This is a genomic window from Pseudomonas sp. AC247, assembly GCF_979258015.1.
Map to the genome: position 1 here is coordinate 4,478,282 of NZ_OZ409829.1, position 25,715 is coordinate 4,503,996.

23 protein-coding genes and 1 pseudogene are annotated in these 25,715 nt (G+C 59.6%); 10 read left to right on the top strand and 14 right to left on the bottom strand.

Going from position 1 to position 25,715, the window contains the following annotated elements:
• Positions 1 to 219 precede the first annotated feature (219 nt).
• From plsB to ACZZ0B_RS20445, 4 genes are all read left to right on the top strand, one after another.
• Positions 220 to 2,718 carry a glycerol-3-phosphate 1-O-acyltransferase PlsB gene (plsB, locus tag ACZZ0B_RS20430; protein ID WP_463546103.1) on the top strand — a complete coding sequence of 833 codons (2,499 nt, stop codon included), beginning with the start codon at positions 220 to 222 and terminating at the stop codon, positions 2,716 to 2,718.
• 97 nt (positions 2,719 to 2,815) lie between these two features.
• Positions 2,816 to 3,502 carry a hypothetical protein gene (locus tag ACZZ0B_RS20435; RefSeq protein ID WP_463546104.1) on the top strand — a complete coding sequence of 229 codons (687 nt, stop codon included), beginning with the start codon at positions 2,816 to 2,818 and terminating at the stop codon, positions 3,500 to 3,502.
• A 51-nt stretch (positions 3,503 to 3,553) separates the two neighbouring features.
• Complete coding sequence (locus tag ACZZ0B_RS20440; RefSeq protein ID WP_463546105.1) at positions 3,554 to 3,952, top strand: YbaY family lipoprotein; 399 nt, start codon at positions 3,554 to 3,556, stop codon at positions 3,950 to 3,952.
• Between the two features lie 40 nt (positions 3,953 to 3,992).
• Positions 3,993 to 4,682, top strand: a complete 690-nt coding sequence (locus ACZZ0B_RS20445; RefSeq protein WP_053117582.1) for a DUF4197 domain-containing protein — start codon at positions 3,993 to 3,995, stop codon at positions 4,680 to 4,682.
• A 127-nt stretch (positions 4,683 to 4,809) separates the two neighbouring features.
• On the opposite strand, the pseudogene ACZZ0B_RS20450 reads toward ACZZ0B_RS20445, so the two are convergent.
• Positions 4,810 to 5,901 (bottom strand): annotated as a pseudogene (locus ACZZ0B_RS20450) (Fic family protein); the annotation flags it as partial.
• 102 nt (positions 5,902 to 6,003) lie between these two features.
• Between ACZZ0B_RS20450 and ACZZ0B_RS20455 the strand changes: the two are divergent.
• Positions 6,004 to 6,459: a hypothetical protein gene (locus ACZZ0B_RS20455; protein WP_463546106.1), complete on the top strand. Its 456-nt coding sequence runs from the start codon at positions 6,004 to 6,006 to the stop codon at positions 6,457 to 6,459.
• Between the two features lie 278 nt (positions 6,460 to 6,737).
• On the opposite strand, the gene ACZZ0B_RS20460 is transcribed toward ACZZ0B_RS20455, so the two are convergent.
• Positions 6,738 to 9,809 carry an efflux RND transporter permease subunit gene (locus ACZZ0B_RS20460; RefSeq protein ID WP_463546107.1) on the bottom strand — a complete coding sequence of 1,024 codons (3,072 nt, stop codon included), beginning with the start codon at positions 9,807 to 9,809 and terminating at the stop codon, positions 6,738 to 6,740.
• 6 nt (positions 9,810 to 9,815) lie between these two features.
• The gene (locus ACZZ0B_RS20465; protein WP_463546108.1) at positions 9,816 to 10,928 is read right to left on the bottom strand and encodes an efflux RND transporter periplasmic adaptor subunit; all 1,113 of its coding nucleotides are present in this window, start codon (positions 10,926 to 10,928) and stop codon (positions 9,816 to 9,818) included.
• Positions 10,929 to 11,022: 94 nt separating this feature from the next.
• On the opposite strand from ACZZ0B_RS20465, the gene ACZZ0B_RS20470 reads away from it, so the two are divergent.
• A complete protein-coding gene (locus tag ACZZ0B_RS20470) occupies positions 11,023 to 11,658 on the top strand; it encodes a TetR/AcrR family transcriptional regulator (protein ID WP_158830714.1) in 636 nt (211 codons plus the stop codon).
• A gap of 132 nt (positions 11,659 to 11,790) precedes the next feature.
• Here the strand turns inward: ACZZ0B_RS20470 and ACZZ0B_RS20475 are convergent, their stop codons facing one another.
• Entirely contained in the window at positions 11,791 to 12,573 is a 783-nt protein-coding gene (locus ACZZ0B_RS20475; RefSeq protein WP_463546109.1) for a class I SAM-dependent methyltransferase, read from the bottom strand.
• A gap of 92 nt (positions 12,574 to 12,665) precedes the next feature.
• Between ACZZ0B_RS20475 and ACZZ0B_RS20480 the strand changes: the two genes are divergently transcribed.
• Positions 12,666 to 13,286: a hypothetical protein gene (locus ACZZ0B_RS20480; protein WP_008078403.1), complete on the top strand. Its 621-nt coding sequence runs from the start codon at positions 12,666 to 12,668 to the stop codon at positions 13,284 to 13,286.
• 3 nt (positions 13,287 to 13,289) lie between these two features.
• Here the strand turns inward: ACZZ0B_RS20480 and ACZZ0B_RS20485 are convergent, their stop codons facing one another.
• The 7 genes from ACZZ0B_RS20485 to ppc all read right to left on the bottom strand — a co-directional run bounded on the left by ACZZ0B_RS20485 (position 13,290) and on the right by ppc (position 20,717).
• Entirely contained in the window at positions 13,290 to 13,982 is a 693-nt protein-coding gene (locus ACZZ0B_RS20485) for an extensin-like domain-containing protein (RefSeq protein WP_463546110.1), read from the bottom strand.
• A gap of 2 nt (positions 13,983 to 13,984) precedes the next feature.
• Positions 13,985 to 14,806: an isocitrate lyase/PEP mutase family protein gene (locus tag ACZZ0B_RS20490; protein WP_463546111.1), complete on the bottom strand. Its 822-nt coding sequence runs from the start codon at positions 14,804 to 14,806 to the stop codon at positions 13,985 to 13,987.
• 28 nt (positions 14,807 to 14,834) lie between these two features.
• A complete protein-coding gene (locus ACZZ0B_RS20495; RefSeq protein ID WP_463546112.1) occupies positions 14,835 to 15,695 on the bottom strand; it encodes a DUF72 domain-containing protein in 861 nt (286 codons plus the stop codon).
• Positions 15,695 to 16,003 carry a hypothetical protein gene (locus tag ACZZ0B_RS20500; RefSeq protein ID WP_463546113.1) on the bottom strand — a complete coding sequence of 103 codons (309 nt, stop codon included), beginning with the start codon at positions 16,001 to 16,003 and terminating at the stop codon, positions 15,695 to 15,697. The genes ACZZ0B_RS20495 and ACZZ0B_RS20500 overlap by 1 nt, the downstream gene beginning before the upstream one ends.
• 364 nt (positions 16,004 to 16,367) lie before the next feature.
• Positions 16,368 to 17,042 carry a tRNA (adenosine(37)-N6)-threonylcarbamoyltransferase complex dimerization subunit type 1 TsaB gene (gene tsaB / locus ACZZ0B_RS20505; protein ID WP_463546114.1) on the bottom strand — a complete coding sequence of 225 codons (675 nt, stop codon included), beginning with the start codon at positions 17,040 to 17,042 and terminating at the stop codon, positions 16,368 to 16,370.
• Between the two features lie 93 nt (positions 17,043 to 17,135).
• Complete coding sequence (gene adk, locus ACZZ0B_RS20510) at positions 17,136 to 17,786, bottom strand: adenylate kinase (protein WP_008078383.1); 651 nt, start codon at positions 17,784 to 17,786, stop codon at positions 17,136 to 17,138.
• A gap of 300 nt (positions 17,787 to 18,086) precedes the next feature.
• Positions 18,087 to 20,717: a phosphoenolpyruvate carboxylase gene (ppc, locus tag ACZZ0B_RS20515; protein WP_463546115.1), complete on the bottom strand. Its 2,631-nt coding sequence runs from the start codon at positions 20,715 to 20,717 to the stop codon at positions 18,087 to 18,089.
• 213 nt (positions 20,718 to 20,930) lie between these two features.
• Here ppc and ACZZ0B_RS20520 point away from each other — a divergent pair, with 213 nt between their 5' ends.
• The 3 genes from ACZZ0B_RS20520 (at position 20,931) to ACZZ0B_RS20530 (ending at position 22,891) form a co-directional block, all read left to right on the top strand.
• On the top strand, positions 20,931 to 21,275 hold the full coding sequence (locus ACZZ0B_RS20520) for a hypothetical protein (RefSeq protein WP_008078374.1): 345 nt from the start codon (positions 20,931 to 20,933) through the stop codon (positions 21,273 to 21,275).
• Positions 21,276 to 21,642: 367 nt separating this feature from the next.
• On the top strand, positions 21,643 to 22,047 hold the full coding sequence (locus tag ACZZ0B_RS20525) for a DUF4398 domain-containing protein (protein ID WP_440093435.1): 405 nt from the start codon (positions 21,643 to 21,645) through the stop codon (positions 22,045 to 22,047).
• A gap of 55 nt (positions 22,048 to 22,102) precedes the next feature.
• Positions 22,103 to 22,891 carry a lipotoxin F family OmpA-related protein LptF gene (locus ACZZ0B_RS20530; RefSeq protein ID WP_008078369.1) on the top strand — a complete coding sequence of 263 codons (789 nt, stop codon included), beginning with the start codon at positions 22,103 to 22,105 and terminating at the stop codon, positions 22,889 to 22,891.
• A gap of 138 nt (positions 22,892 to 23,029) precedes the next feature.
• On the opposite strand, the gene ACZZ0B_RS20535 is transcribed toward ACZZ0B_RS20530, so the two are convergent.
• The 3 genes from ACZZ0B_RS20535 to ACZZ0B_RS20545 all read right to left on the bottom strand — a co-directional run bounded on the left by ACZZ0B_RS20535 (position 23,030) and on the right by ACZZ0B_RS20545 (position 25,663).
• Positions 23,030 to 23,359 carry a hypothetical protein gene (locus ACZZ0B_RS20535; RefSeq protein ID WP_008078367.1) on the bottom strand — a complete coding sequence of 110 codons (330 nt, stop codon included), beginning with the start codon at positions 23,357 to 23,359 and terminating at the stop codon, positions 23,030 to 23,032.
• Positions 23,356 to 24,261 carry an alpha/beta hydrolase gene (locus ACZZ0B_RS20540; protein ID WP_008078365.1) on the bottom strand — a complete coding sequence of 302 codons (906 nt, stop codon included), beginning with the start codon at positions 24,259 to 24,261 and terminating at the stop codon, positions 23,356 to 23,358. Before ACZZ0B_RS20540 ends, ACZZ0B_RS20535 begins: the two co-directional genes overlap by 4 nt.
• Before the next feature lie 151 nt (positions 24,262 to 24,412).
• Entirely contained in the window at positions 24,413 to 25,663 is a 1,251-nt protein-coding gene (locus ACZZ0B_RS20545; RefSeq protein ID WP_177323295.1) for a flavohemoglobin expression-modulating QEGLA motif protein, read from the bottom strand.
• Positions 25,664 to 25,715 lie beyond the last annotated feature (52 nt).

Genomic DNA, 25,715 nt, shown 5'->3' on the forward strand with positions numbered 1-25,715 from the left:
ATTATTGAACAGGCTTTTCGCAGGAAAGCCTTTGCGGAACATCAACCTGCGTCCGACGTCCATAAAAGGGCCCCGGCGACAGACCGCCGAGTATATGACAGGCGCGAAAAGTCTCAACAGGAGATTACTTCGCCGCTTTTTTGCCGATTTTCGTCCAATACGGCACACTATCGACCGCCCGAGCAAACGCTCGGTTTTATCCACTCACGCAGAAGCCGTATGACCCGCTCCCCGTTCCGTCGTCTTGTGTTTGGCACCTTGCGCCGACTGTTGTATCTCTGGGTTCGCTCGGAGACGATCAACCAGTCGTCGTTCACCCTCAACCTCGACCGCAGTCGTCCGGTGTTCTACGTCCTGCAAAACCCTTCGCTGACCGATCTGGCGGTGGTCGACACTGAGTGCACCAAGGCCGGCCTGCCGCGTCCGGTGCTGCCGGTGTCGGTGGGTTCGCTGATTGAACCGGCGGCGTTTTTCTACCTGACGCCGGATCCCGACTGGCTCGGTCGCCAGGACAAACGCGGCGCACCGCCAACCTTGACCCGACTGGTTAGTGCGCTCACGCAGAACGCTGCTGAAGACGCACAGATCATTCCGGTCAGCGTGTTCTGGGGCCAGTCGCCGGACAGCGAAAACAGTCCGTGGAAGTTGCTGTTCGCCGACAGCTGGGCAGTTACCGGACGTCTGCGTCGGCTGCTGAGCATCATCGTCCTCGGCCGCAAAACCCGCGTGCAATTCTCCGCACCGATTCACCTGCGCGAGCTGATCGAGCACAACAAGGGTCACGAACGCACTGTGCGCATGGCCCAGCGGATCCTGCGCGTGCACTTCCGCAACCTCAAAGCAGCAGTGATCGGCCCGGACATTTCCCACCGCCGTAACCTGGTCAAAGGTCTGCTCAACCAGCCACTGGTCAAGCAAGCGATCCTCGACGAAGCCGAGCGCGAAAACATCTCCGCGGAAAAAGCCAAGGCCCAGGCCCTGCGCTACGGCAATGAGATCGCCTCGGACTACACCTACACCGCGATCCGTTTCCTCGAAGTGGTGCTGAGCTGGTTCTGGAACAAGATTTACGACGGCATCAAGGTCAACCACATCGAAGGCGTGCAGAAGGTCGCTCAGGGTCACGAAGTGATCTATGTGCCGTGCCACCGCAGCCACATCGACTACCTGCTGCTGTCGTACCTGCTGTTCCGCAACGGCCTGACCCCGCCGCACATCGCCGCCGGGATCAACTTGAACATGCCGGTGATCGGCAGCCTGCTGCGGCGTGGCGGCGCGTTCTTCATGCGCCGCACCTTCAAGGGTAATCCGCTGTACACCTCGGTGTTCAACGAATACCTGCACACGCTGTTCACCAAAGGTTTCCCGGTCGAGTACTTCGTCGAGGGCGGCCGCTCGCGCACCGGACGCATGCTGCAACCGAAAACCGGAATGCTCGCCATTACGATGCGCAGCTTCCTGCGTTCGTCGCGCATGCCGATCGTGTTTGTGCCGGTGTACATCGGTTACGAGCGCGTGCTGGAGGGGCGTACCTACCTCGGCGAACTGCGTGGCGCGAGCAAGAAGAAAGAATCGATCTTCGACATCTTCAAAGTCATCGGTGCGCTCAAGCAGCGCTTCGGTCAGGTCGCCGTCAACTTCGGCGAGCCGATCAAACTGGCGGAATTCCTCGATGCCGAGCAACCGGACTGGCGCCAACAGGAACTCGGCCCACAGTTCAAACCGGCGTGGCTCAACGAAACCACTAATCGCCTCGGCGAGAAAGTCGCGCAGCATTTGAACGAAGCGGCGGCGATCAACCCGGTCAACCTGGTGGCGCTGGCGCTGCTGTCGACCACGCGGCTGGCGCTGGACGATCGGGCGATGGCGCGGGTGCTGGATCTGTATCTGGCGCTGCTGCGCAAAGTCCCGTACTCGCCACACACCACGTTGCCGGAAGGCGATGGTCGTGCCTTGATCGAGCACGTCAAGGACATGGATCTGCTGTCCGAGCAGAACGATGCGCTGGGCAAGATTCTCTATCTCGACGAGCAGAACGCCGTCCTGATGACCTACTACCGCAACAACGTGTTGCACATCTTCGCCCTGCCGGCGTTGCTCGCGAGCTTCTTCCAGAGCGCCTCGCGCATGAGCCGCGAACAGATCCTGCGCTACACCCGCGCGCTGTATCCGTACCTGCAATCGGAGCTGTTCATTCGCTGGACGCTGGACGAATTGGATGCCGTGGTCGATCAGTGGCTGGAAGCATTCGTCGAGCAAGGTCTGCTGCGTTTCGAGAAAGACGTCTACCTGCGTCCGGCGCCAAGTTCGCGGCATTTTGTGTTACTGACATTGCTGTCGAAAAGCATCGCGCAGACCTTGCAGCGTTTCTACATGACCGTGTCCTTGCTGCTCAACAGCGGCCAGAACAGCATCAGCGCCGAAGAACTGGAAGACCTCTGCACCGTCATGGCCCAGCGCCTGTCGATCCTCCACGGCCTCAACGCCCCGGAGTTTTTCGACAAGAGCCTGTTCCGTCATTTCATCCAGACCTTGCTCGACCTCGACGTGCTGCGTCGCGACGAGGCCGGCAAGCTCAGCTACCACGAACTGCTCGGCGAATTGGCCGAAGGTGCGGCCAAGCGCGTGCTGCCAGCGGACATTCGTTTGTCGATCCGCCAGGTCGCCTTGCATCGCAGTGAAGATGCGGCTGAAAGCGCGGTAACCGCCGAAGGCTGAAACTTGCCGATAACTAACGGAGAGCCCGCCGGGTTCTCCCGTTAGTTGATTCGTGGATAAATAGGCTCACTTTAAAAATCGCGATAAGGATATCGAGATGAGCCTGCTGCACGAACAAACTCCCATCGTCACCGTCGACTTCCGTCTGCCCCCAGACTTCCGCGCTCCTGAGGGCGGTGAGAATGAAACGGTGGTCAGCGTCAAAGTGGTTAACTCCACTTCTCCGATCAACATTAAAGACTGGCGGCACTCGTCAGTCTTTGATGTCGACTGGAAGTTCTCATTTCCGCATCAGTACAGCGATGTCGGCGTGAAGTATCAGATCAACGTTCAAATGTTCCATGACCAACAGCCTTTGCTGGTGGCGCTGGACTACTTCGTTATCGTCAACACAGCCCCGCACCGGCAGACGCTGCATCTAAGTCCGATCGGCTTTCTGTATGTGGAAGTTCAGGAGCCCAGTGTCGTTGCTGAACATGAAGCCGTGACGATCAGTCTGCACGATGCTGATGACCCGAATACCCAACTTACCCGCGTCACTCAAGATGAACGAAGCGCCGTTTCGTTTTATCTGCAATACGATCCAGACAGCGTCATACCCGGCAAGCGCTATGCGTTAAGCGGTGTGGAAAACCGCTATCACCAATCCATTGCAGTCACGCCCTGGCATGTCGAACTTGCGCCGGTTTCGCCTACGTTGAGTTCGCGGCTATCGCAGTGGATCTCGCAGTGGCTGGAGAAACCATTACGTTTGTTCACTGACGTTGATGGCAAAATCCGCTAGATTTCTCTTCGGCGCCGGGATTCTTCCGGCGCAAAAGTATTAGAGGTTCCGATGAAAAAACTCACCCTTCTCGCCGCCGCCACGCTGTTGAGCGCCTGCCAATCGACCACCCCCGCCGGCAAGGCCAGCCTCAATGGCGAAGTGTTCTACCTGCAACGCATCGCCCTGCCACCGAGCGCGACCCTGAGCGTGAGCCTGCAAGACGTTTCCCTCGCCGACGCCCCAGCGGTCGTGCTCGACGAGCAGAAAGGCCCGATCAAAGGCCAGGTGCCGCTGCCGTTCCACTTGAGCTACGATCCGGCGCAGGTCAAACCCGGCCACCGTTATTCGGTCAGCGCGCGTATCGAAGTCAACGGCGAGCTGATGTTCATCACCACCGAAAACCACGCCGTGCAACTCGACGGCAACGACCCGCAGCCGCTGAAAATCCGCGTCGACGCGATTCGTTAATTCATTCTCCGCCACCACTTTCTGCAACAAGGAAGCCGCCATGCTCCGCCCTACCCTTCGCTTCGCCGGCCTGTGCGCCGGTCTGATGATCAGCGCCAATGCTCTGGCCCTGTCACTCAGCGACCTGTCGCAACAAGACGCCACCGGCGGCCTCAAGGATGCCCTGACCCAAGGCGCGCAAATCGCCGTCAAACAACTGGGCACCCCGGGTGGCTTCAGCAACAACCCCGAGGTGAAAATCGAACTGCCGGGTAAACTCGGTAAAGCCGCCAGCAAAATGAAAGCCTTCGGCATGGGCGCCCAGGTTGAAGAACTCGAAACCGCGATGAACAAAGCGGCGGAAAGTGCCGTGACCCAAGCCCAGCCAATCCTCGTCGACGCCGTGAAAAAAATGAGCGTCGCCGACGCCAAAGGCATCCTCAGCGGCGGCCAGGATTCAGCCACGCAATACCTCGACAAATCCAGCCGCGAACAAATCCGCGCCAAGTTCCTGCCGATCGTCAAACAGGCGACCGACAAAGTCGGCGTGGCGCAGAAGTACAACTCGTTCGCCGGCCAGGCTGCGGCGTTCGGTGTGGTCGATGCGAAAAGCGCGAATGTCGAAAACTACGTGACCGAGCAGGCGCTGAATGGCTTGTTCGAAATGATCGGCAAACAGGAAGAAACCATCCGCCAGAACCCGGCCGCTGCGGCGACGAGTCTGGCGAAGAAAGTCTTCGGCACGTTGTAACGTCCCATGTAGGAGCTGCCGAAGGCTGCGATCTTTTGATCTTGTCTTTGCTGTCGAGCATTGAAGATCAAAAGATCGCAGCCTTCGGCAGCTCCTACAGGGTTTTCTGTCAGGCTGCATGGGTCTTGTAGACCACGCTCTTGCGGTACACGTCCGTGAACCGGCTTACCGCTCGCTGAATCACCGAACACTGAAACTCGATGAAGTACGTCAGATCCAGCTCATCCGCTTCGCTATACAAATAAGAGCGCCCATACTTCACCGGCGCATTACGCAGCAGCAAACTGATCGCAATGTAACGAAACGCCGCAAACTCGTTCTTGAACATGAACCAGTAAAACAACGCCCTCGCAACCCGCCCGTTACCGTCGCGAAAGGGATGCTCGTAACCCAAGGCAAAATGCAGCGTGATCGCCTTGATCAGCGGATGCACATAACCCTTCTCCTGAGGTGACCCCTCAGGCAAATTGATCCAGTCCGACAACCTTTCTAGCCGCAAGACCAACCCGGCAGAGGGCGGAGGACGATGCACCGTATTGCCCGCGCCGTCCTGAACAACCACCTCATCATTCGCCCGGAAAACGCCCGGAGAATAATCCTCGTCAGCAATCCCCTCCACCCCCACCCGATGCATCGCAGCGATCAAATCCACACTCATGGGCTCATCGCGTTTTTCCCAAGCGAAATTCATCATCCTGTAGTTGCCCATCACCATCCGCTCATCCGGCGTACGCGGCTGACGCCGATGCCTGAGCATGTCTTTGGCCACACGCGTAGTCGTCGCCGCGCCCTCTAACTGACTACTGGCGATGGCCTCATCCTCGATCAAATCATTCAGCAAATAACTGCAATGCGCCTGCTCGCCGATCTGACGGGTCATGTAATCCAGAGCGGCAGAAGTCGTCTGCCGATCCACCAACGACAACGTGATCTGCGCCAACGGCGTCAGCACATACTTGCCCCACTGCACCGGCTCGCCCAACGGCAACAGATTGACGTACTGCGCCACCCGCGCCTTCTTGACCAACGCCCAACACACCTTCACATCCAACCCGGACGCCCAGCGATAACGCAACGCCTCGAAAGGCAGATAACGGCCCTGATCATCCAGCGGCTTGAGCAACGCCAGATAATCCGCCAGACGCTGCTTGTGCGGCGAGCGCAGCAGAAGATTGAACACGGGATCGGATCGGCCTTTGAAGACGGGTGGGTTTTTCATGAAAGGGTGAACTCGAGGCGGTTGAAAACAGACGCTGGAGTACAACACCCGAGGGGGGAAAGGCTCAATATCGGAGGTTTCTGAAAAAGATGTAGGAAGGAAATGGAGGCAACTCAGGCAGAGATTGGTCGGCTGTCAGGCCGCCTTCGCGAGCAAGCTCACTCCTACAATTGGATGGTGTTGAATCAGACAGAGCATGGTTGGCTGGCAGGGCGCCTTCGCGAGCAGGCTCACTCCTACAATTGGATGGTGTTGAATCAGACAGAGCATGGTTGGCTGGCAGGCCGTTATCGCGAGCAGGCTCATTCCTACAATTGGATCGTGTTGAATCAGACAGAGCATGGTTGGCTGTCAGGCCGTCATCGCGAGCAGGCTCACTCCTACAATTGGATCGTGTACATCCGGGCAGAAACAAGTTGGCTGTCAGGCCGCCTTCGCGAGCAAGCTCGGCTCCTGCAAAAGCAAGATCAAAAGATCGCAGCCTTCGGCAGCTCCTACATGGAATCGTGGCGAACCCGCACCCACAATCAGGCCGAGTGTCAGCTCGCCTGCTTTTGATCTTGGAGCTCGTCGGGAGGCTGAGTGGAGGGATTCATACGGGGAAAGCATCGAGGGAGGTGCAGCGCAGCAAACCGTAGACGATGCCCCCGGATGAACCCGGAACGAAGGAACCCGAGCCTTAGCGAGGGCCGGACGTCAGGGCACAGACCTTTGGTTCCTTTGGGGCGTTTGCCAAAGGGACTCGCTGTAAAAGCGAAACCGCCAGCGGCAACCCCCGCAGAAACGGATATTCACAAAGAACACCCAGAGCATGGTCGGCCCAAAGGCCGCCAAGCTCAAACGGATTCCCGCCGAACCCTGAACCAAGCCGCATACAACGCCGGCAAAAACAACAGCGTCAAAGCCGTAGCAACAATCAACCCGCCCATGATCGCCACCGCCATCGGCCCGAAAAACACACTGCGCGACAACGGAATCATCGCCAGCACCGCCGCCAGCGCCGTCAACACAATCGGCCGAAACCGCCGCACCGTCGCCTCGATAATCGCCTGCCAAGGCCTCAGTCCCGAGGCAATATCCTGCTCGATCTGATCCACCAGAATCACCGAATTGCGCATGATCATCCCGGACAACGCAATCGTCCCCAACATCGCCACAAACCCGAACGGCTGACGGAACACCAGCAAAAACAACACCACCCCGATCAACCCCAGCGGCGCCGTCAAAAACACCATCGCCGTGCGCGAAAAACTGCGCAACTGCACCATCAGCAATGTCAGCACCACGACGATGAACATCGGCACCCCGGCATTCACCGACTTCTGCCCACGCTCGGAATCCTCCACCGTGCCACCGACCTCCAGCAAATAGCCGTCAGGCAATTCAGCCCGAACCGGGTCCAGCGTCGGCATGATCTGCTTCACCAGCGTCGCCGGCTGCTCCTTGCCATAAATATCCGCCCGCACCGTCACCGTCGGCAGACGATTGCGGCTCCAGATAATCCCCTCTTCGAAGCCGTATTCCAACGTCGCAACCTGCGATAACGCCACACTGCGACCGTTATCCGTCGGTACCGCCAGACTCGGTAACAGCGACAACTCAGTACGCTCATGCACCGTGCCGCGCAGCAGAATCTCGATCAACTCATTGTCTTCGCGATACTGACTGACACTCGACCCGGTCAACGAACTCTGCAGGAATTTCGCCAGATTGGCCGTGCTCACGCCCAGCGCCCGCGCGCGGTCCTGATCGATGTTCAGGTACACGACTTTGCTCGGCTCTTCCCAATCCAGATGCACATTGACCACATGCGGATTCTCGCGAACCCTCGCCGCAACTTTTCGCGCCAGCGCGCGGACTTCTTCGATGTGTTCACCGGTCACCCGGAACTGCACCGGATAACCTACCGGCGGGCCGTTTTCCAGGCGCGTAACCCGTGAGCGCATGGCCGGGAATTGTTCATCAAGCGTCGCGATCAACCAGCTGCGCAGCGCCTCACGCTCTTCGATGGTCTTGGCCAACACCACAAACTGCGCAAAGCTTACGGCCGGTAATTGCTGATCCAGCGGCAAGTAGAAACGCGGCGAACCGGTGCCGATATAGGCCACATAGTTGTCGATGCCGGCGTGTTCCTTGAGCATCGCTTCCAGTCGTTTGACCTCTGCGGCGGTATTGGCCAGCGAGGCACCTTCGGCCAACTTCAGATCAACCATCAACTCCAGCCGGTTGGAGGCCGGGAAGAACTGCTGCGGCACGAAGCGGAACAACATCACCGAGGCGATAAACAGTCCTACCGTCAACACAATCACAGTCTTGCGGTGAACCACACACCACTCGACCAAACGCCGAACCCGCTGATAAAACGGCGTGCCATACGGATCGGGTTGACCATCGCCGGAGCCATGTTTGGCCGCGTGAATTTTCGCCAGATCCGGCAGGAGCTTTTCCCCCAGATACGGCACAAACACCACCGCCGCCACCCATGACGCGAGCAGCGCAATGGTCACCACCTGAAAGATCGAGCGCGTGTATTCGCCAGTGCCCGATTGCGCGGTGGCAATGGGCAAGAACCCGGCAGCGGTGATCAACGTACCGGTGAGCATCGGGAACGCCGTGCTGGTCCAGGCGTAACTCGCGGCGCGGATGCGATCGAAGCCCTGCTCCATTTTGATCGCCATCATTTCCACAGCAATGATCGCGTCGTCCACCAACAGACCCAGCGCCAGCACCAGCGCGCCGAGGGAAATCTTGTGCAGGCCGATGCCCAGGTAATACATGCAGGCAAAAGTCATCGCCAGCACCAGCGGAATGGTCAGCGCGACGACCATCCCGGTGCGCACGCCGAGGGAGAAGAAGCTCACCAGCAACACGATCGCCAGCGCTTCGACCAACACCTGGACGAACTCGCCAACCCCGGTTTTCACTGCTGCCGGCTGATCGGAGACCTTGCGCAATTGCATGCCGGCCGGCAGATTTTTCTGGATGCGCGAGAACTCGACTTCCAGCGCTTTACCGAGTACGAGAATATCGCCGCCATCCTTCATCGCGACTGCCAGACCCAGCGCGTCTTCGCCCATGAAACGCATGCGCGGTGCCGGAGGATCATTGAACCCCCGACGCACATCAGCGACATCGGAGATGCGGAACGTACGATCACCGACGCGGATCGGGAAGTTTCTTATCTCATCGACTGTCTGAAAATTCCCCGAGACCCGTAGCTGCAATCGCTCGCTACCGGTTTCAAAGAACCCGGCGGTCGACACGGCGTTCTGTTCTTGCAGCGCCTGTTGCACCGCCGCCAGTGGTAAACCGAGGGTTGCCAGTTTGACGTTGGACAGTTCGACCCAGATTTTTTCGTCCTGCAAACCGAGCAGCTCGACCTTGCCGACGTCCTTGACCCGTTGCAGCTGGATCTGGATGCGATCGGCGTAATCCTTGAGCACTGCGTAATCGAAACCATCGCCGGTCAGCGCATAGATATTGCCGAACGTGGTGCCGAATTCATCGTTGAAGAACGGCCCCTGAATGTCCGGCGGCAAGGTCTGGCGGATATCGCTGACCTTCTTGCGCACCTGGTACCAGAGGTCGGGAATATCCTTGGAATGCATCGAGTCGCGGGCGATAAACATCACCTGCGATTCACCGGGACGTGAAAACGAGACGATGCGCTCGTACTCGCCGGTTTCCATCAGTTTCTTTTCGATGCGTTCGGTGACCTGGCGCGAGACTTCCTGAGCCGTCGCGCCCGGCCAGCGAGTCTGGATGACCATGGCCTTGAAGGTGAACGGCGGGTCTTCACTCTGGCCGAGTTTGGTGTAGGACAACGCGCCGACAATGGCCAGCAAAAGCATCAGGAACAGTACGATCTGGCGATTACGCAGCGCCCATTCGGAAAGGTTGAAGCGCATCGGGGCTTACTCCTTGTCCGCCAGATTGACCACACGGTTGGAGCGATCCACCGGACGCACCTGCTGCCCTTCGAGCAATACATGCACGCCAGCCGCCACTACCCAGTCGCTGGCGTTCAATCCTTCGAGCACCGGCACGGTTTTTTCGCCGAATGGGCCGATGCGCACCGGGGTTTTCTTCACCGTGTTGTTGCCGTTGACGACCCAAACGTAGGTCGCGCCGTTTTCAGCGGTGAGTGCCGAAAGCGGCACCGACAGCGACACGGCATCGGCCGATTGCACGAACACGCGAGCGCTCTGGCCCAACTCCGCCGGGACTTTGCCACTGGTGAAAGAGATGCGTGCGGCGAAGGTGCGCGAGCGTGGATCGGCGGCGGGCGACAGTTCACGGATCTGCCCGGCGAAGCGCTGATTCTGCTGCGTCCACAGCTCGACGGTGACCGGCTGACCGACCTTGAAGCGGCCGAAGCTCTGCTCCGGCAGGCTGATCAGCACTTCACGTTCGCCATCAGTGGCGAGGGTGAACACGGTTTGCCCGGCGGCCACCACTTGCCCGACTTCCACCGAACGTTTGGCCACCACGCCATCCTGCGGCGCACGCAGCACCGCGTAACTGGCCTGATTGGTCGAAACGTTGAATTCAGCTTTGATTTGTTTAAGGCGGGCTTCACCGGAACGGTAAAGGTTTTCGGCATTGTCGTAGGCCGAACGGCTGACCATCTGCCGGTCCATCAGGGTCTTGTAGCGATCGCGCTCGGCGCGCACCAGATTGAGATTGGCTTCGGCGGCAGCGACCTGTGCGCGGGTGGCTTCGAGTTGCAGGCGCACGTCCTGCGGATCGAGTTTGGCGAGCGCTTGGTCAGCCTTCACGCGCTGACCTTCATCGACCAGTCGTCGGCTGACTTTGCCGCCGATGCGGAAAGCCAGATCCGGTTCATAGCGGGCGCGCACCTCGCCCGGATAACTTTCCATCGCCTGCGCCGAAGGCTCTGGCTGCACCACCATGGCCGGTCGCACGCTGACTTGCGTCGCCTCTTCCTGACCGCATGCGGACAATAACAACGCCAGACTCACTGGCAATGCAAATGGCCACGTGAAATGCAGTGCATGACGGAACATGGTGATGGACCTTTCGCTAATGCTGCTTGGAATAATTATACTGGCCGGTATGTTATTAATAGCAAACTCACCAGTCCAGTAATAAAAGCGAAGAATGTCGAACAATCTTGCAGCTCCAAACGGCCCGGGCCGTCCCAAGGATCTGGCCAAGCGCCAGGCGATCCTCGACGCCGCGAAAACTCTGTTTCTGAGTCATGGTTATGCCAACACCAGCATGGACGCGGTCGCCAGCGAGGCCGGCGTGTCGAAGCTGACGGTTTACAGCCATTTCAACGACAAGGAGACGCTGTTCTCCGCCGCCGTGGTGGCCAAATGCGAGGAGCAATTACCGCCACTGTTCTTCGAATTGCCCGAAGGCATTGCCGTGGAAAATGTGTTGCTGAACATTGCCCGAGGCTTCCATCACCTGATCAACAGCGATGAATCGGTGAATTTGCACCGTTTGATCATGGCGCTGGGCAGTCAGGATCCGAAGTTGTCGCTGATCTTCTTCGAGGCGGGGCCGCAACGCATGGTGCTGGGGATGGAGCGGCTGCTGACGCGCATCCATGAGACGGGCGCGCTGAACATCGACCTGCCGCGTAATGCGGCCGAGCATTTCTTTTGCCTGATCAAAGGTGCGGGGAATTTTCGGTTGTTGTATGGCTGTGGGGAGCCGTTGAGCGAAGAGGCTTCGCAGAGCCATATCGAGGAAGTGGTGGGGCTGTTTATGCGCGCATACAAGCCCTGACTTTTGCGCTGTCGGCACTGACGCCATCGCTGGCAAGCCAGCTCCCACAAGGATTTGGGTGTGATCACAAATCGTCTGCACACCGCTGAACCCTGTGGGAGCTGGCTTGCCAGCGATAGAAGCGACTCGGTTTTAAGGCTTGAGCGCTTTCTTCGGGTAGATATCGTAGCGGCTCGATTTGCCATCCAGCGCATGACTCGGCTTAGGCCCCTCAATGCACGGTGCCTTGCGCGGTCGCTTGACCACCACCCGGTGCGTCGCCAGGGCCAAAGCCGCCTGCAACAGCGCCGGCGCATCCGGATCATCGCCCACCAGCGGCCGGAACAGGCGCATTTCCTTCTTCACCAGCGCGGTCTTCTCACGGTGCGGAAACATCGGGTCGAGGTAGATCACCTGCGGTGCCTCACCTTCCCAGTTCTGCATGACCTCGATGGAATTGCCTTTGAGCAATTTCATCCGCGCCACGATCGGCGCGACCTCGAAATCTTCAGCACCGCGCGCCAGACCATCCTCAAGTAGCGCGCCAATCAACGGCTGACGCTCGATCAGGCTCATCTCGCAACCGAGGCTGGCCAGCACAAACGCGTCCTTGCCCAGCCCCGCCGTAGCATCCAGCACGCGTGGGCGCACGCCTTGTGCGACGCCGACAGCCTTGGCGATCATCTGCCCGCTGCCGCCACCGTATAAACGCCGATGCGCCGCGCCGCCCTCAACGAAGTCGACCCGCACCGGCCCTGGTGCGTCCGGGCCCAGCTGTTGCAGCTGCAAACCCTGCTCGCCGACCTGCAAGGCAAACTCGCCGTCCGCCCCCTCACGCGGCAGACCGAGACGCTCGGCCCAATGCTCGGCTTGCACTTCAAACGTCGGGCCGAGGGCCTGAACATAAATGCGGCAGGCCGCGGGTTGCTCAATCATGGAAAACACGCTCAAAAATTCAAGGAGCGGCAAAAACCGCCGATAACTCATTCAACGCGCATTTTGCCAGAGCTGAGCGTCAACCGAAAAAAATGTCAGGCATTCTTCCCACATCGATTGGCTACATCTCGCCCCATGGCGACTTTAGCCGTCAAAACACTCAAGCACTGAGCGGCGTCAGTCATCTGTGGCAGGATTTCTTTGCCCAGGCGATGGCCGAGCAGTCGAGTGATGTGGTGCCGGCCTGCGGCACATTTCCACCGGTTGATCTGAGCAGCACTGAAGAGCCGACCATCGGCAGCGACCTGCACGCGCACATCGTCAGCCAGCGCGAATGCGATGTGGTGGAAACCGAAGTGCGCCCGCCGGAGCCATTGTTCCTGCCGATCGCCGAGTTCGAAACGGAACTGCTGGACAAGCCTTTCCCACCGTTCCCGGCAGAAGAACTGAAAGCTCAGCAAGAACAGCAGGATTTCGACAGCAGCTGGGTACGGCCAATCGTGATCAACAATGGCCAGCCAGTACCCGAGCCAGGTGCCGCGCCGCAGAAGAAACCGCTGTACCTGCCGATTGCCGAATTCGACCTCGATCTGCTGCAAAAACCTTATCCGCCGTTCCCGCCGGAAGAAATCGTCGAGCAACAGAAGGCCCTGGACTTCGATAACGGCTGGGCACGCCCGATCGTTCTGCAGAACCTGCGCATCGCCGCTTAAGCCTCAGCGACACACGCTCCAACGCCCGACATCGACATGAAAATGATTGCGATGGGCGGCGTTGTAATCCGGGCTCAACACCACACTGAACGCCTCGCAGGCGCCGTCGCGCACCTGGCGCAGAAACTGCGCGTGCTGGTTTTGCTTGGGCCAATCCTTGAGCACGCTGATGCTGCGGCCGTCGGCCAGACGAAACCCGGCGATGTCCAACGCATCGGCGCTGGCGTGGCGACTGAGTGCGCCGCTCTCGCGGTTGTAGATATTGCGGCAGGCGAAGCTGCCGAGGTGGTCGAGGCGCACGACTTTCTCGCCGTACGCAGCTTGCGCAGCGGGTTGCAGAGTGTGGTATTCGAACATGGCGTAGGCGACTGCCAGCGGACAACTGGCGAGGAAACTGCTGCTCAGCGCCACCTCACCGCCCTGCACGCGCAAAGCGCCGATCAGCGGGCACTTGGCGTCGGGGCTGTCGGATTGTCGCGTGACGCGCAGATCGGAGCTGCTCAAGGCCTGAGCACAAAGTTGCCGGTCGCTGCGCAAACGCATCAGCTTGTAACCGGTGAGCCAGTTGGGCGCGGCTTTGACGTCCAGTGGTGCCCACGGATTCCACTGTGGCGGCACCTCCAGCCAGCCGCGCCAGACGCTGACGACAGCGCCGCCGATGAGCAGCAGCACCGTCAGGGCAATCCATCGCCCCATGCTCAGTCCTTGAAGAACTGATTGGCTTTGGCGTACGGCATCGACTGCGAGGTGAACCCGAACGTGCCCGATTGCTGAATCTCTTCGGCAGCGCGGAAGAACTCGCCGAACGCCGCCAGCGCCAGTGCCGAACCTGTGCTGATACGGCGCACGCCCATGTCCTGCAGCTCCTGCACGGTCAGTTTCAAACCGCCAGACATCAACACGTTGACCGGTTTCGGCGCCACCGCGCGCACCACCGCCCGCACTTCTTCGGCATTGCGCAAACCCGGCGCGTACAGCACGTCGGCGCCCGCGTCAGCGAAAGCCTTTAGCCGGCGAATGGTGTCGTTGATGTCAGGATTGCCGTGCAGATAGTTCTCCGCACGGGCGGTGAGGATGAAGGGGAACGGCAGCGTGCGCACCGCGGCGACGGCGGCTTCGATGCGCGCCAGCGCATGTTCGAAACAGTAGATTGGCGCGTCCGGTCGGCCCGTCGCATCTTCGATCGAGCCACCGACTGCGCCCGCTTCGGCAGCGCGCAACAGGCTTTTTGCGGACTCGGCCGGGTCATCGGCGAAACCGTTTTCCAGATCCACCGCCACCGGCAAATCGGTCGCGGCGACAATCGCGCGGACGTTGGCCAAGGTCTCATCGAGACTCAACGCACCATCGGCCTTGCCTTGGGAAAATGCATAACCGGCGCTGGTCGTTGCCAAGGCTTGATAGCCGAGGCTGGCGAGCATCTTCGCTGAACCGGCATCCCATGGATTGGGAATGACGAAAATCTGCGAACGCTCATGCAGCGCTTTGAAGGCGTGGGCTTTAACGGTTTGCGCGTCCATCGGCAGACTCCAGGGCAAAAAAACCGCCTCAGAGCAGGCCAAGTTGCTCGGCGGCGGGTTCTCTGTATAGCTCAGGCAGGGACGGCAAGCCAGGCAAACGTTGCATCAGTTGTGCATGAAAACGTTGCGCCAGCTTCGCCGCCAGCAAGTTGTCGGCGGTGTGCAGGAAGATGTACGGCGTGCGCCCCTCTTCGATCCACTCGGCGATTTTCGCCACCCACGGCACGAGGAACGTGTCGTTGGCCTCAAGCTCGGGATGGCCGATGAAACGTACCTGCGGGAATTGTGTGAACGCCGCCGGACGCGTCGGCACGCGGGGCTTTTTCGATTGCGCGTGGATCACCGAGGACTCGGTCGACAGGCAACTGAACAGCGCGCGCGGATCAAGGCAGATGCGCTCGACGCCACGGTCGAGCAACAAGCGATTGAGCAGGCGTTCGCTCTCGCCTTTGGCGAAGAATTGTTCATGGCGCACTTCCACCGCCAGCGGGCAATCCAGCGCATCAATGAACGCCGCCAGTTCCGGCAGCCGATGCGGCGTGAAGCTTTTCGACAGTTGCAGCCACAGCGGCGACACGCGTTCACCCAGCGGCTTGAGCAACTGCAGGAAAGTCTCGGCGGCGGTCAGTTGTTCGCGCAGGTCACCACTGTGGCTGATATCGCCAGGGAATTTGGCGGTGAAACGAAAGTGCGCGGGCATGACCTCGGTCCAACGCTGCACGGTGGCGGGCGACGGGCTGGCGTAGAAGGTCGTGTTGCCTTCAACAGCGTTGAACACCTGGCAATACAGGCTGAGAAAATCAGAGGTTTTGGCGTCTTGCGGATAGAGGTACTCGCGCCAGGCGTTTTCGCTCCAGGACGGGCAACCGAGGTAGTAAGGCAGCGCCATCAGATGTACAGATCGAGGCCCAGCACGTCCGCATCCCAATCGACAAAACCGGCCGTGCTCAGGTAGCTGGCGAGGGCCATGGCCACGCTCTTTTTCATCGCACGGTGGTAGATCATGTCTTGCTGACGGGCAGGCAGATTGCTCAGGCGTTGCGCAGAGGCTTTGGCAGCTCGGGCGGCCAGTTGTTCTTCGCTCGGAAATTCCAGCTCACCGTCGATATCGTCGACGGATTCATCCACGGTCACATTGCCTTTGCGAGGCTTGCGCTTGATGGGATAGGACTGAGAGGAGAGGCCGTCTATACGCATAAATTCATGCTCGGTATCGATGATGGCAATTTAGCGGCACCTGACCGACTTAGCAAATCGCCGAGTGATAACTAGAACACATAAAGCGCAAAAGGTTTAAAACCGGAGGGTGGAAACTGACGATTGGCAGGATTTGCGGAATGTCACACTGGGTTTTGGCGGGAAGCTTGGTGGAGGCCTTGGGTGAGATCATTGTGGCGAGGGGATTTATCCCCGTTCGGCTGCGCAGCAGTCGTAAATCCTGAGAATGCGGTGTCACTGGAAAAATGCAGGGGAGTGCTGCGCACTCCAACGGGGATAAATCCCCTCGCCACAAAATGTCCTCACCACTAAATCCTCTCAGCACCGGGAAACTGCAAACAGATCAGCGAGCTTTGGGGGTGGCGACTTTGTCGCGCAGGTAAACCGGTTGTGCGTCGTCCGCCGGGATCGACTCGCCGCGTTCCCAGGCGAAGCGCGCCAGGGTCAGCAGGTCTTCGGCGTGGGGCAGCATGCCGGCGTCGGAGCCCGTCAGTTGGACGGCGATGCGCTCGGCATAACCCCAACCGGTGCCGGCACCGAACCACTTGCCACTGGCATCCGCCGGCAACGCCGCCGCTTCCGGCGGCAGCACCGCTTCAGCGCCAACAAGGCGCATCTCCCCCGCCGTCTCGCGGTAGCAGCCCCAATACACCTCATCCATGCGCGCATCGATGGCCGCCGCGACCTGGCTCACGCCATGCTCACGCAACGCGCGCTGCGCCAGCACCGCCAGGTTGGACACCGGCAACACCGGCCGTTCCAGCGCAAATGCCAGCCCCTGCACTACACCAATGGCAATCCGCACACCGGTAAACGCGCCCGGCCCGCGACCGAAAGCGATCGCATCGACCGCCCGCAACGTAGTGCCGGCGTCGGCCAGCAGTTGCTGAATCATCGGCAACAGCTTCTGCGCGTGCAGGCGCGGGATCACCTCGTAATGGCTCGTGACCTTGCCGTCATGCAGCAAGGCAACGGAGCAAGCTTCAGTCGCGGTGTCCAGGGCCAGCAAGGTGCTCATCGATGTTTCCAAAACAGGGGTGGGAAAAAGTGCGTCAGTATAAACAACTACGGCCCGCAAGCGGGCCGTGGATGATGCTGCGATTCAGACTTTTCAGCTCAGCGCTGCCAGCACCTTGGCGGTGATCGCATCGACCGAACCAACGCCCGGGATGTGGCTGTACTTCGGCTTGCCAGCGTTTTTCGCGGACAGGCTCTGATAGAACTCCACCAGCGGCTTGGTCTGCGAATGGTAGACCGACAGGCGATGACGCACGGTTTCTTCGGTGTCGTCCTTGCGCTGTACCAGCTCTTCGCCGGTGATGTCGTCTTTGCCAGCGATTTTCGGCGGGTTGTAGACGATGTGGTAAACGCGGCCACTGGCTTCGTGAACACGACGGCCGGCGATGCGTTGAACGATTTCTTCGTCTTCAACAGCGATTTCAACCACAGCGTCCAGCTCGACACCGGCGGTGACCAGTGCTTCAGCCTGCGGAATGGTGCGCGGGAAGCCGTCGAACAGGAAACCGTTGGCGCAGTCTGGCTGAGCGATACGGTCCTGAACCAGTGCGATGATCAGGTCATCCGACACCAGGCCGCCGGCATCCATGATGCTCTTGGCTTGCACGCCCAGTGGAGTACCGGCCTTGACCGCTGCACGCAGCATGTCGCCAGTGGAAATTTGTGGAATGCCGAATTTTTCGGTGATGAACTTAGCCTGAGTACCTTTACCGGCCCCGGGAGCTCCCAGCAGAATGACGCGCATTAGATGTGCTCCTCAATTTTTTTATAAAAAGCTTTTACAAAACAAAGGATTCGCCTCTTGGGACGAATCCTGAAAATACGGGTCGTGGCCGCACAAACGGCCAAAGGCTGATCAAGATACACAGCAGGCTGCGCCCACACAAGACGCCAAAAGTCGGAGAAACCGACGCCCCCCGCGACCTCGCGACGCGGTAACCCAAGTCGCAACCCCATCATTAACTGTCGCCTGACGGCACTTTCGCCGGGCAGGCAAAGCGGCATTCGGCGTTTGTGACCGGTGCCGCGCGCCACGACAGAAACCTTAGCCGGTGTTACGCAAACCGGCGGCAATCCCCGCCACAGACACCAGCAGCGCCTGTTCCACCGGGCTGCCCTGCTCGACCTCCTGCTGCCGCGAACGCGCCAGCAACTCGGCCTGCAATAGATGCAGCGGGTCGAGGTAGGTGTTGCGCAAACGGATGAATTCGAGGGTGTCCGGGCTATGTGCCAGCAGCTGCGACTGGCCAGTCAGACCAAGCACCACCGCGCACGCCTGCGACAATAGGTCGCGTAACTGCGCGCCCAACGGCAGCAAGTCCGGCTCGACCAGACGCTGATCGTAGGACAGCGCAATATCCGCGTCAGCCTTGGCCAGCACCATTTCCAACATATCGATACGCGTGCGGAAGAACGGCCACTGCTCGCGCATCTGCCCGAGCAACTCGCCTTCGCCACGTTCCAGTGCTTTGCTCAACGCCGATTCCCAGCCGAGCCACGCCGGCAGCATCAGCCGCGTTTGCGTCCAGCCGAAGATCCACGGAATTGCTCGCAGACTCTCGATACCGCCCGCGCGACGTTTGGCCGGCCGACTGCCGAGCGGCAAACGACCCAGTTCCTGCTCCGGGGTGGACTGGCGGAAGTACTCGACGAACTGCGGATTCTCTCGCACCACCTGGCGATAGGCGCTGACACCGTCAGCCGCCAATTCATCCATCAGATGGCGCCATTCCGGGGTCGGTGGCGGTGGTGGCAGCAAGGTCGCTTCAAGCACCGCCGCCAGATACAGATTGAGGTTTTGCTCGGCAATGTCCGGCAGGCCGAATTTGAATCGAATCATTTCCCCCTGCTCGGTGGTACGGAAACGCCCCGCCACCGAACCCGGTGGCTGCGACAGAATCGCCGCGTGCGCCGGGCCGCCGCCACGGCCTACGGTGCCGCCGCGACCGTGGAACAGCAGCAGTTCGACTTGCTGCTCACGGCAGATTTCCACCAAGCGCTCCTGCGCGCGATATTGCGCCCAGGCCGCGGCTGTGGTGCCGGCGTCCTTGGCCGAGTCGGAGTAGCCGATCATCACTTCCTGCGGGCCTTGCAGCCGTGCGCGGTAACCCGGCAGCAACAACAACCGCTCCATCACTGGCCCGGCGTTGTCGAGGTCGGCGAGGGTTTCGAACAGTGGCACCACGCGCATCGGTCGCAGTACGCCGGACTCTTTGAGCAATAGTTGCACGGCGAGCACATCGGAAGCGGCGCCGGCCATGGAGATCACGTAGGAACCGAGCGAGGCGCCCGGCGCCGCGGCGATTTCCTTGCAGGTGTTGAGCACTTCGGCGGTGTCGGCCGATGGCCTGAAATGCGCGGGCAGCAACGGCCGACGATTGCTCAGTTCGCGGGTCAGGAAGGTGGTGCGTTGCTCTTCGTCCCAGTCTTCGTAGCGACCGAGGCCGAGGTAGTCGGTGATTTCAGTCATCGCCGAGCTGTGTCGAGACGAATCCTGGCGCACATCGAGGCGCACGAGGAACAGGCCGAAGGTCACCGCCCTGCGCAAGCAATCGAGCAGCGGGCCGTCAGCGATCACGCCCATGCCGCACTCGTGCAGCGAGTTGAAACACAGTTCCAGCGGATCGAGCAGGTCGCGATTGTTGTGCAGCACATCGGCCGGCGCCGGGGTGTTCGCCGCCAGTGAGGCGTGCGCCCAGTTACGTGTGGCACGCAGACGTTCGCGTAATTGCTTGAGCACCGCCCGATACGGTTCGGCGCTGTCGCCAGCCTTGGCTTTCAGGGCCTCGCAGGCCTGCTGCATCGACAACTCGGCGGCGAGGTGATCGACATCACGCAGGTACAAATCGGCGGCCATCCAGCGCGCCAGCAGCAACACTTCGCGGGTTACCGCAGCGGTGACGTTAGGGTTGCCATCACGGTCGCCGCCCATCCACGAAGCGAAGCGGATCGGCGCAGCTTCAAGCGGCAAGCGCAGGCCTGTCGCTTCAAACAAGGCCTTGTCGGCCTTGCGCATATGGTTGGGAATCGCCTGCCACAGCGAATGCTCGATCACCGCGAAACCCCATTTGGCTTCATCGACCGGCGTCGGTCGTGTGCGGCGGATTTCTTCGGTGTGCCAGGCTTCGGCAATCAAGCGTTGCAGGGTGTTTTGAATCTGTTCGCGTTCGGTGCTGGTCAGGTCGCGATGATCCTGCGCGGCGAGTTGCGCGGCAATCGCGTCGTACTTCTGGATCAGCGTGCGGCGTGCGACTTCGGTCGGGTGCGCAGTCAGCACCAGTTCGATCTCCAGTCGCGCCAGTTGCCGCGCCAGCGATTCGGCACTGTGGCCTTCGTTGCGCAAACGCGCGAGCAACTCAGGCAGCACGCGGGACTCGAACGGCGCCGGCTGCGACTCTTCGCGCCGATGGATCAACTGATACTGCTCGGCGATGTTCGCCAGATTGAGAAACTGGTTGAACGCGCGCGCCACCGGGAGCAGTTCGTCCTCGCTCAATTGATTGAGGCTGGCGCTCAGTTCAGCGTCCATCGAGCCACGGCGATCGGCCTTGGCGCCCTTGCGAATCTGCTCGATCTTGTCGAGGAACGCCTCGCCGTACTGGTCTCGAATGGTGTTGCCCAACAGCTCTCCGAGCAGGTGAACGTCTTCGCGCAAGCGTGCATCAATATCGGTCATCAGCAATTCCCCAGCAGTAATCCGGACGGCTTAGAAACAAGTGCATGACCTAGAGAGTGCCGCTCTACGCCGCTTCTTACAAGCATCCGACCAAGGGACTTTAAACCTTGTGGCCGAAAGCTAGTCTCAACAGTAAGCCGTACAACGGCTTGCCGCCGGCCCCGGCGGACACTCACCCAGACCTGCCATGAGCAGGTGCGAAATGAGGTCATCATGAAAATTCGTGAACTCGCCCAGCATTGGGAAGAAAACGCCAAAGGTCGCCTGACTGACACTGGCTACACGATTCATCTGGACGTTGAAGCGGCTGCGCGACTGGCAGCGATTGCCGAGATGTACCCTAAACGGCATGCCGAAGAACTGCTCGGCGAACTGATCGGCGCCGCCCTTGAAGAGTTTGAAGCGAGCCTGCCGTATGTGAAGGGTTCGACGGTGGTGGCGACGGATGAGGAAGGTGATCCGCTGTACGAAGATGTGGGGCCTACGCCACGGTTTCTCGCGCTGTCGCGCCGCCATTTGCATGACCTCTCGGCCGCTGCCGGCAAGCAAAAACACTAAACTTCTAACGCCTCAAAACCTGTGGGAGCTGGCTTGCCAGCGATGGCGTCAGTGCAGTCGCCGATGTGTTGAATCTGATGGCCCCATCGCTGGCAAGCCAGCTCCCACGGGAATTGTAATTTAGCTCCAAAATTACGTCTTTTTTCCCCGCGCGTACCGCTTCAACCCGCCAAAGTTCCCGTCCCAGAGCCTTGTCCATTCGGTCAAAAATTATTTAGGCGATAGGCCATCTTTTCTGAACTTTTGAAAAACGCCTCCGGTCGGAAGCTGTAACCACGCCTGGAACGAGCGTTTCAAAAACGCGCTTGGATACGACGCTTTCGGCTCCTCGACCAGGATGGATTTAGTTGTTTTCAGGAGATGCCTAATGGAGTTGAAGACCATGAAAAACCAAACCTCGTTTACCCACCTGCGCGGTCTGAAACTGGCTGCCCTGGCAATCGGTACCAGCTTTGTACTGGCCGGTTGCGCCGGTAACCCGCCGACCGAGCAGTACGCCGTGACCCAATCGGCAGTCAACAGCGCAGTAAGCGCTGGCGGTACCGAGTTCGCGGCGGTCGAAATGAAGCAAGCGCAGGACAAACTGAAACAAGCCGAAATCGCCATGCACGACAAGAAGTATGACGAAGCGCGCACCCTCGCCGAGCAAGCCGAATGGGACGCTCGCGTCGCTGAACGCAAGGCTCAGGCGATGAAAGCCGAACAGGCTGTCAAGGATTCCCAGAAAGGTGTTCAGGAACTGCGTCAGGAAAGTCAGCGCACTGTGCAGTAAGCGCGCATCCCGATCGCAACGCTGAAACTTTTATCGATAGAAAGGACGAAAAATTATGCGTAAGCAACTGATGATCCCCGCTCTTCTGGCCGCAAGTGTCGCTCTGGCTGCCTGCTCGACCCCACCTAACCCGAATCTGGAAAACGCGCGCACCAACTACTCGGGTCTGCAAGCCAACCCGCAAGCGAGCAAAGTCGCAGCGCTGGAAACCAAAGACGCCAGTGATTACCTGGACAAGGCCGACAAGGCTTATCTGGACAAGCAAGACGCGGCCAAGGTTGACCAACTGGCTTACCTGACCAATCAGCGCGTAGAAGTGGCCAAGCAGACCATCGCCCTGCGCACCGCTGAAAACAATCTGAAGAACGCCGCTGCCCAACGTGCCCAGGCACGTCTGGATGCTCGCGATCAGCAGATCAAACAGCTGCAGGACAGCCTGAACGCCAAGCAGACCGATCGCGGTACGCTGGTGACTTTCGGTGACGTACTGTTCGCCACCGACCGTGCTGACCTGAAATCCAGCGGTCTGGTCAACATCAACAAACTGGCGCAGTTCCTCCAGGAAAACCCGGATCGCAAAGTGATTGTCGAGGGTTACACCGACAGCACCGGTACTGCGAGCCACAACCAGACGCTGTCTGAGCGTCGCGCCAATTCCGTGCGTACTGCTCTGGTGAAAATGGGCGTTGATCCAGCGCGCATCGTTGCTCAGGGCTACGGCAAGGAATACCCGGTTGCCGAGAACGGCAGCGTGTCGGGTCGTGCGATGAACCGTCGTGTGGAAGTGACCATTTCCAACGACAACCAGCCGGTTGTGCCGCGTTCGGCAGTCAGCTCGAACTAAGCGCCCTGCTGTAACGTAAAAGCCCCGCCTGACTGAGTCAGGCGGGGCTTTTTTAGATCAAAAGATCGCAGCCTTCGGCAGCTCCTACATTGGAATGCGTTTCCTGTAGGAGCTGCCGAAGGCTGCGATCTTTTGCTTTTAAGGCTGGAGTTTTTGCGGGGTCTCTTCGCCCATGCAGCGCACGGCTTTTTTCTGCGCATTGATCAGTACGCCGGTCAGGCCCTTCTGCTCGGTATCAAACAACACCAACACCCCATCAATGCACTGCGCCACTTGCGGCGCCGGGTCGAGCGAGACTTTGTAGTCTTCGCCCGGCACAGTCTTGAGCATGGTGAATTCGTTGAGCAGCAGCGCATCCTCGGGTTTGGCGAAGTGCAGGTAGCCGTAGTACCACAGCGCCCCGACGGTGCCGAGGATGCTGCAGATACCGGTGATGATCAGCGGGATGGCGTTGCGTTCTTCAGTCATTGCGGACTCTCATCTTCAGAATTCGGGGGTGTCGGGTAATTGGGGATTTCGCCGAGACGGCGCAGGCCGTTGAAATGCTCGGGATCGTCGAGGTAGCGCAGCATCACCTGGCGCCACACCGGGTCGCCGAAGGTCTGCACGTGGCCGCCGCGGGTCAGTTGCAGCACGCGCGGTGGCGGCGCAGCTTGATACAGGCGGATGCCGTTGGAAAGCGGTACCAGCGGATCGTCGAGACTGTGGAAGATCAGCTTTGGCACACCGTTGAGCTGCGGCATCGAGTTGATTGCGCTGTCGCCGTCCGGCACCAGCCACGACAGCGGCACCTGGAATGGCCAAGTCAGCCACGCGGTGCTCAGCGCATATTGGCCGACGCTGCGATAGCTGGCGGGTACGCCGTCGAGCACCAGCGCTTTCAGCTGCTTCTGCCGCTCCGGATGCTGCACCAGCCAATGCACGGCCATCGACCCGCCGAGGCTCTGGCCGAGCAGCACCAGCGGTTTGCCTTTGACTTCCGGCGCCTTGTCGAGCCAGGCGAACGCGGCGTCGATGTCCTGATAGATCGCCGGCAAACTCGGTTCGCCCTCGGACAAGCCATAACCGCGGTAGTCCACCAGCAACACTTGATAGCCGTTTTTCGGCAACCACCAACTGCCACCGAGGTGCATCGGGAGATTGCCGCCGTTGCCGTGCAGGTGCAGGACGGTGCCCTTGACCTCGACACCGGGTTTGGCCGGCAGCCACCAGGCGTTGAGCTTCAGGCCATCGGCGGTGACCAGCGTGACGGTGCGGAATTCGAGCTTGGCTTTTTCCGGGGTGAATATCTGACCGGGCTCTGGGTAGAACAACAAAGAGCTGCAACCGCCGAGGGTCAAGAGCAGGCAAAAGATGCCGAGGATTCTCATCCGGTGAAACCTCGCAAAAATTCGGTTGGAGTACAGAACAAACCTGTAGGAGTGAGCCTGCTCGCGATAACGGTGTGTCAGTCGCTATTTGTGTTGATTGACACACCGCTATCGCGAGCAGGCTCACTCCTACAGGGGATTTGTGTTTGGATTAGAGGATGTTGGAGTAGTCGGCTTCGATCCGGTCCAGGCTCAAGTGATTGAGGAAGTTGGAGAAGCACATCCACGCCGACAACGCATTCAAATCGCGGAACTGATCCGGCAGATATTTCGGTGCCACCACCAATCCTTCATCCACCAACTGGCGCAAGGTACGCATGTCTTCCAGCGTGGTCTTACCGCAGAACAACAGCGGGATCTGCTCAAGCTTGCCCTTACGCACGGCCAACTGAATGTAGTTGTAAACCATGATAAAGCCCTTGAGATAGGACAAGTCTTTGGTGAATGGCAGCCCCGTCGGCGTCGAGCCACGGAACACTCGACTGGCGTTGCCGTAGCTTTCCGCCATTTCAAAGCCCTGCTCGCGGAAGAACTCGAAAATCTGCAAGAAATCGGCGCCCTCCTCGACCATGTGAATGGCGCGGGTACGGTTAGTCAGTTTGCGCAGGCGGCTCGGATAAGAGGCGAAGGTGATGATTTCCATCAGAATCGCCAGGCCTTCCTGGGTCACCGTCGACGACGGCGGGCCTTTCGACAGGAAGGTGCAGATCGGCTGGTTCAGGCCGTTAAGCGTGGTGCCCACATGTACCAGACCTTCGTGGACTTCCAGCGCACGCACATCACGATCATTGAACATCGCGTCGGTGCGGATCTTGATGTAGTCGGCGCCCGCCGCCGCGTCGGCAACGATGCCGTCGGACTCGAACACGCGGATGGTTTCCTCGGCCTCGCCAAAAACCTTGTTCAGACGCGTCTGCAGCAGGTGTACGGCGTCTTTGGCGGTGAGGGTTTTCGGCTCATCCTTCAAGTCGCCACGGCCGTCGATGTTGTTGAGGTAGTCGGACATCATCAGGCCAAGGTCGGCCAGGGTCGGGTCGCCGGCGTGGAACGCATCGGACGCGGCGCCATACAGCTCTTGGGAGATCAGGCCGAAATCCTCGGTGCCGCGCGCTTCGAGCATGCGCACGACCATGCGGTACTCCTTGCACATGCGCCGCATGATCTGTCCGACCGGGTTGAACTGGCCGAGCTGGCGGGTGATGTCGCGCTCGATGTTCTGGAATTCCAGTTTGACCTTGCTCGAATCGAAACTCAGTGGTCGATTGAGGTAGTAGTCGCGGTCGATCGCCGGCATTTCCTTGCCTTTGGCCTTGAGAAAACCCTTGCGGATGTTCTCGTCCCACTTGACCGCGTCGAGGACACGGATCGGCGTCTGCGCCAGCACAATGCGGTCGGACAACATGCGTATCGTCTGCTGGTAATCGTCCACCCGAAACTCCTGTAGAAAACCTGAC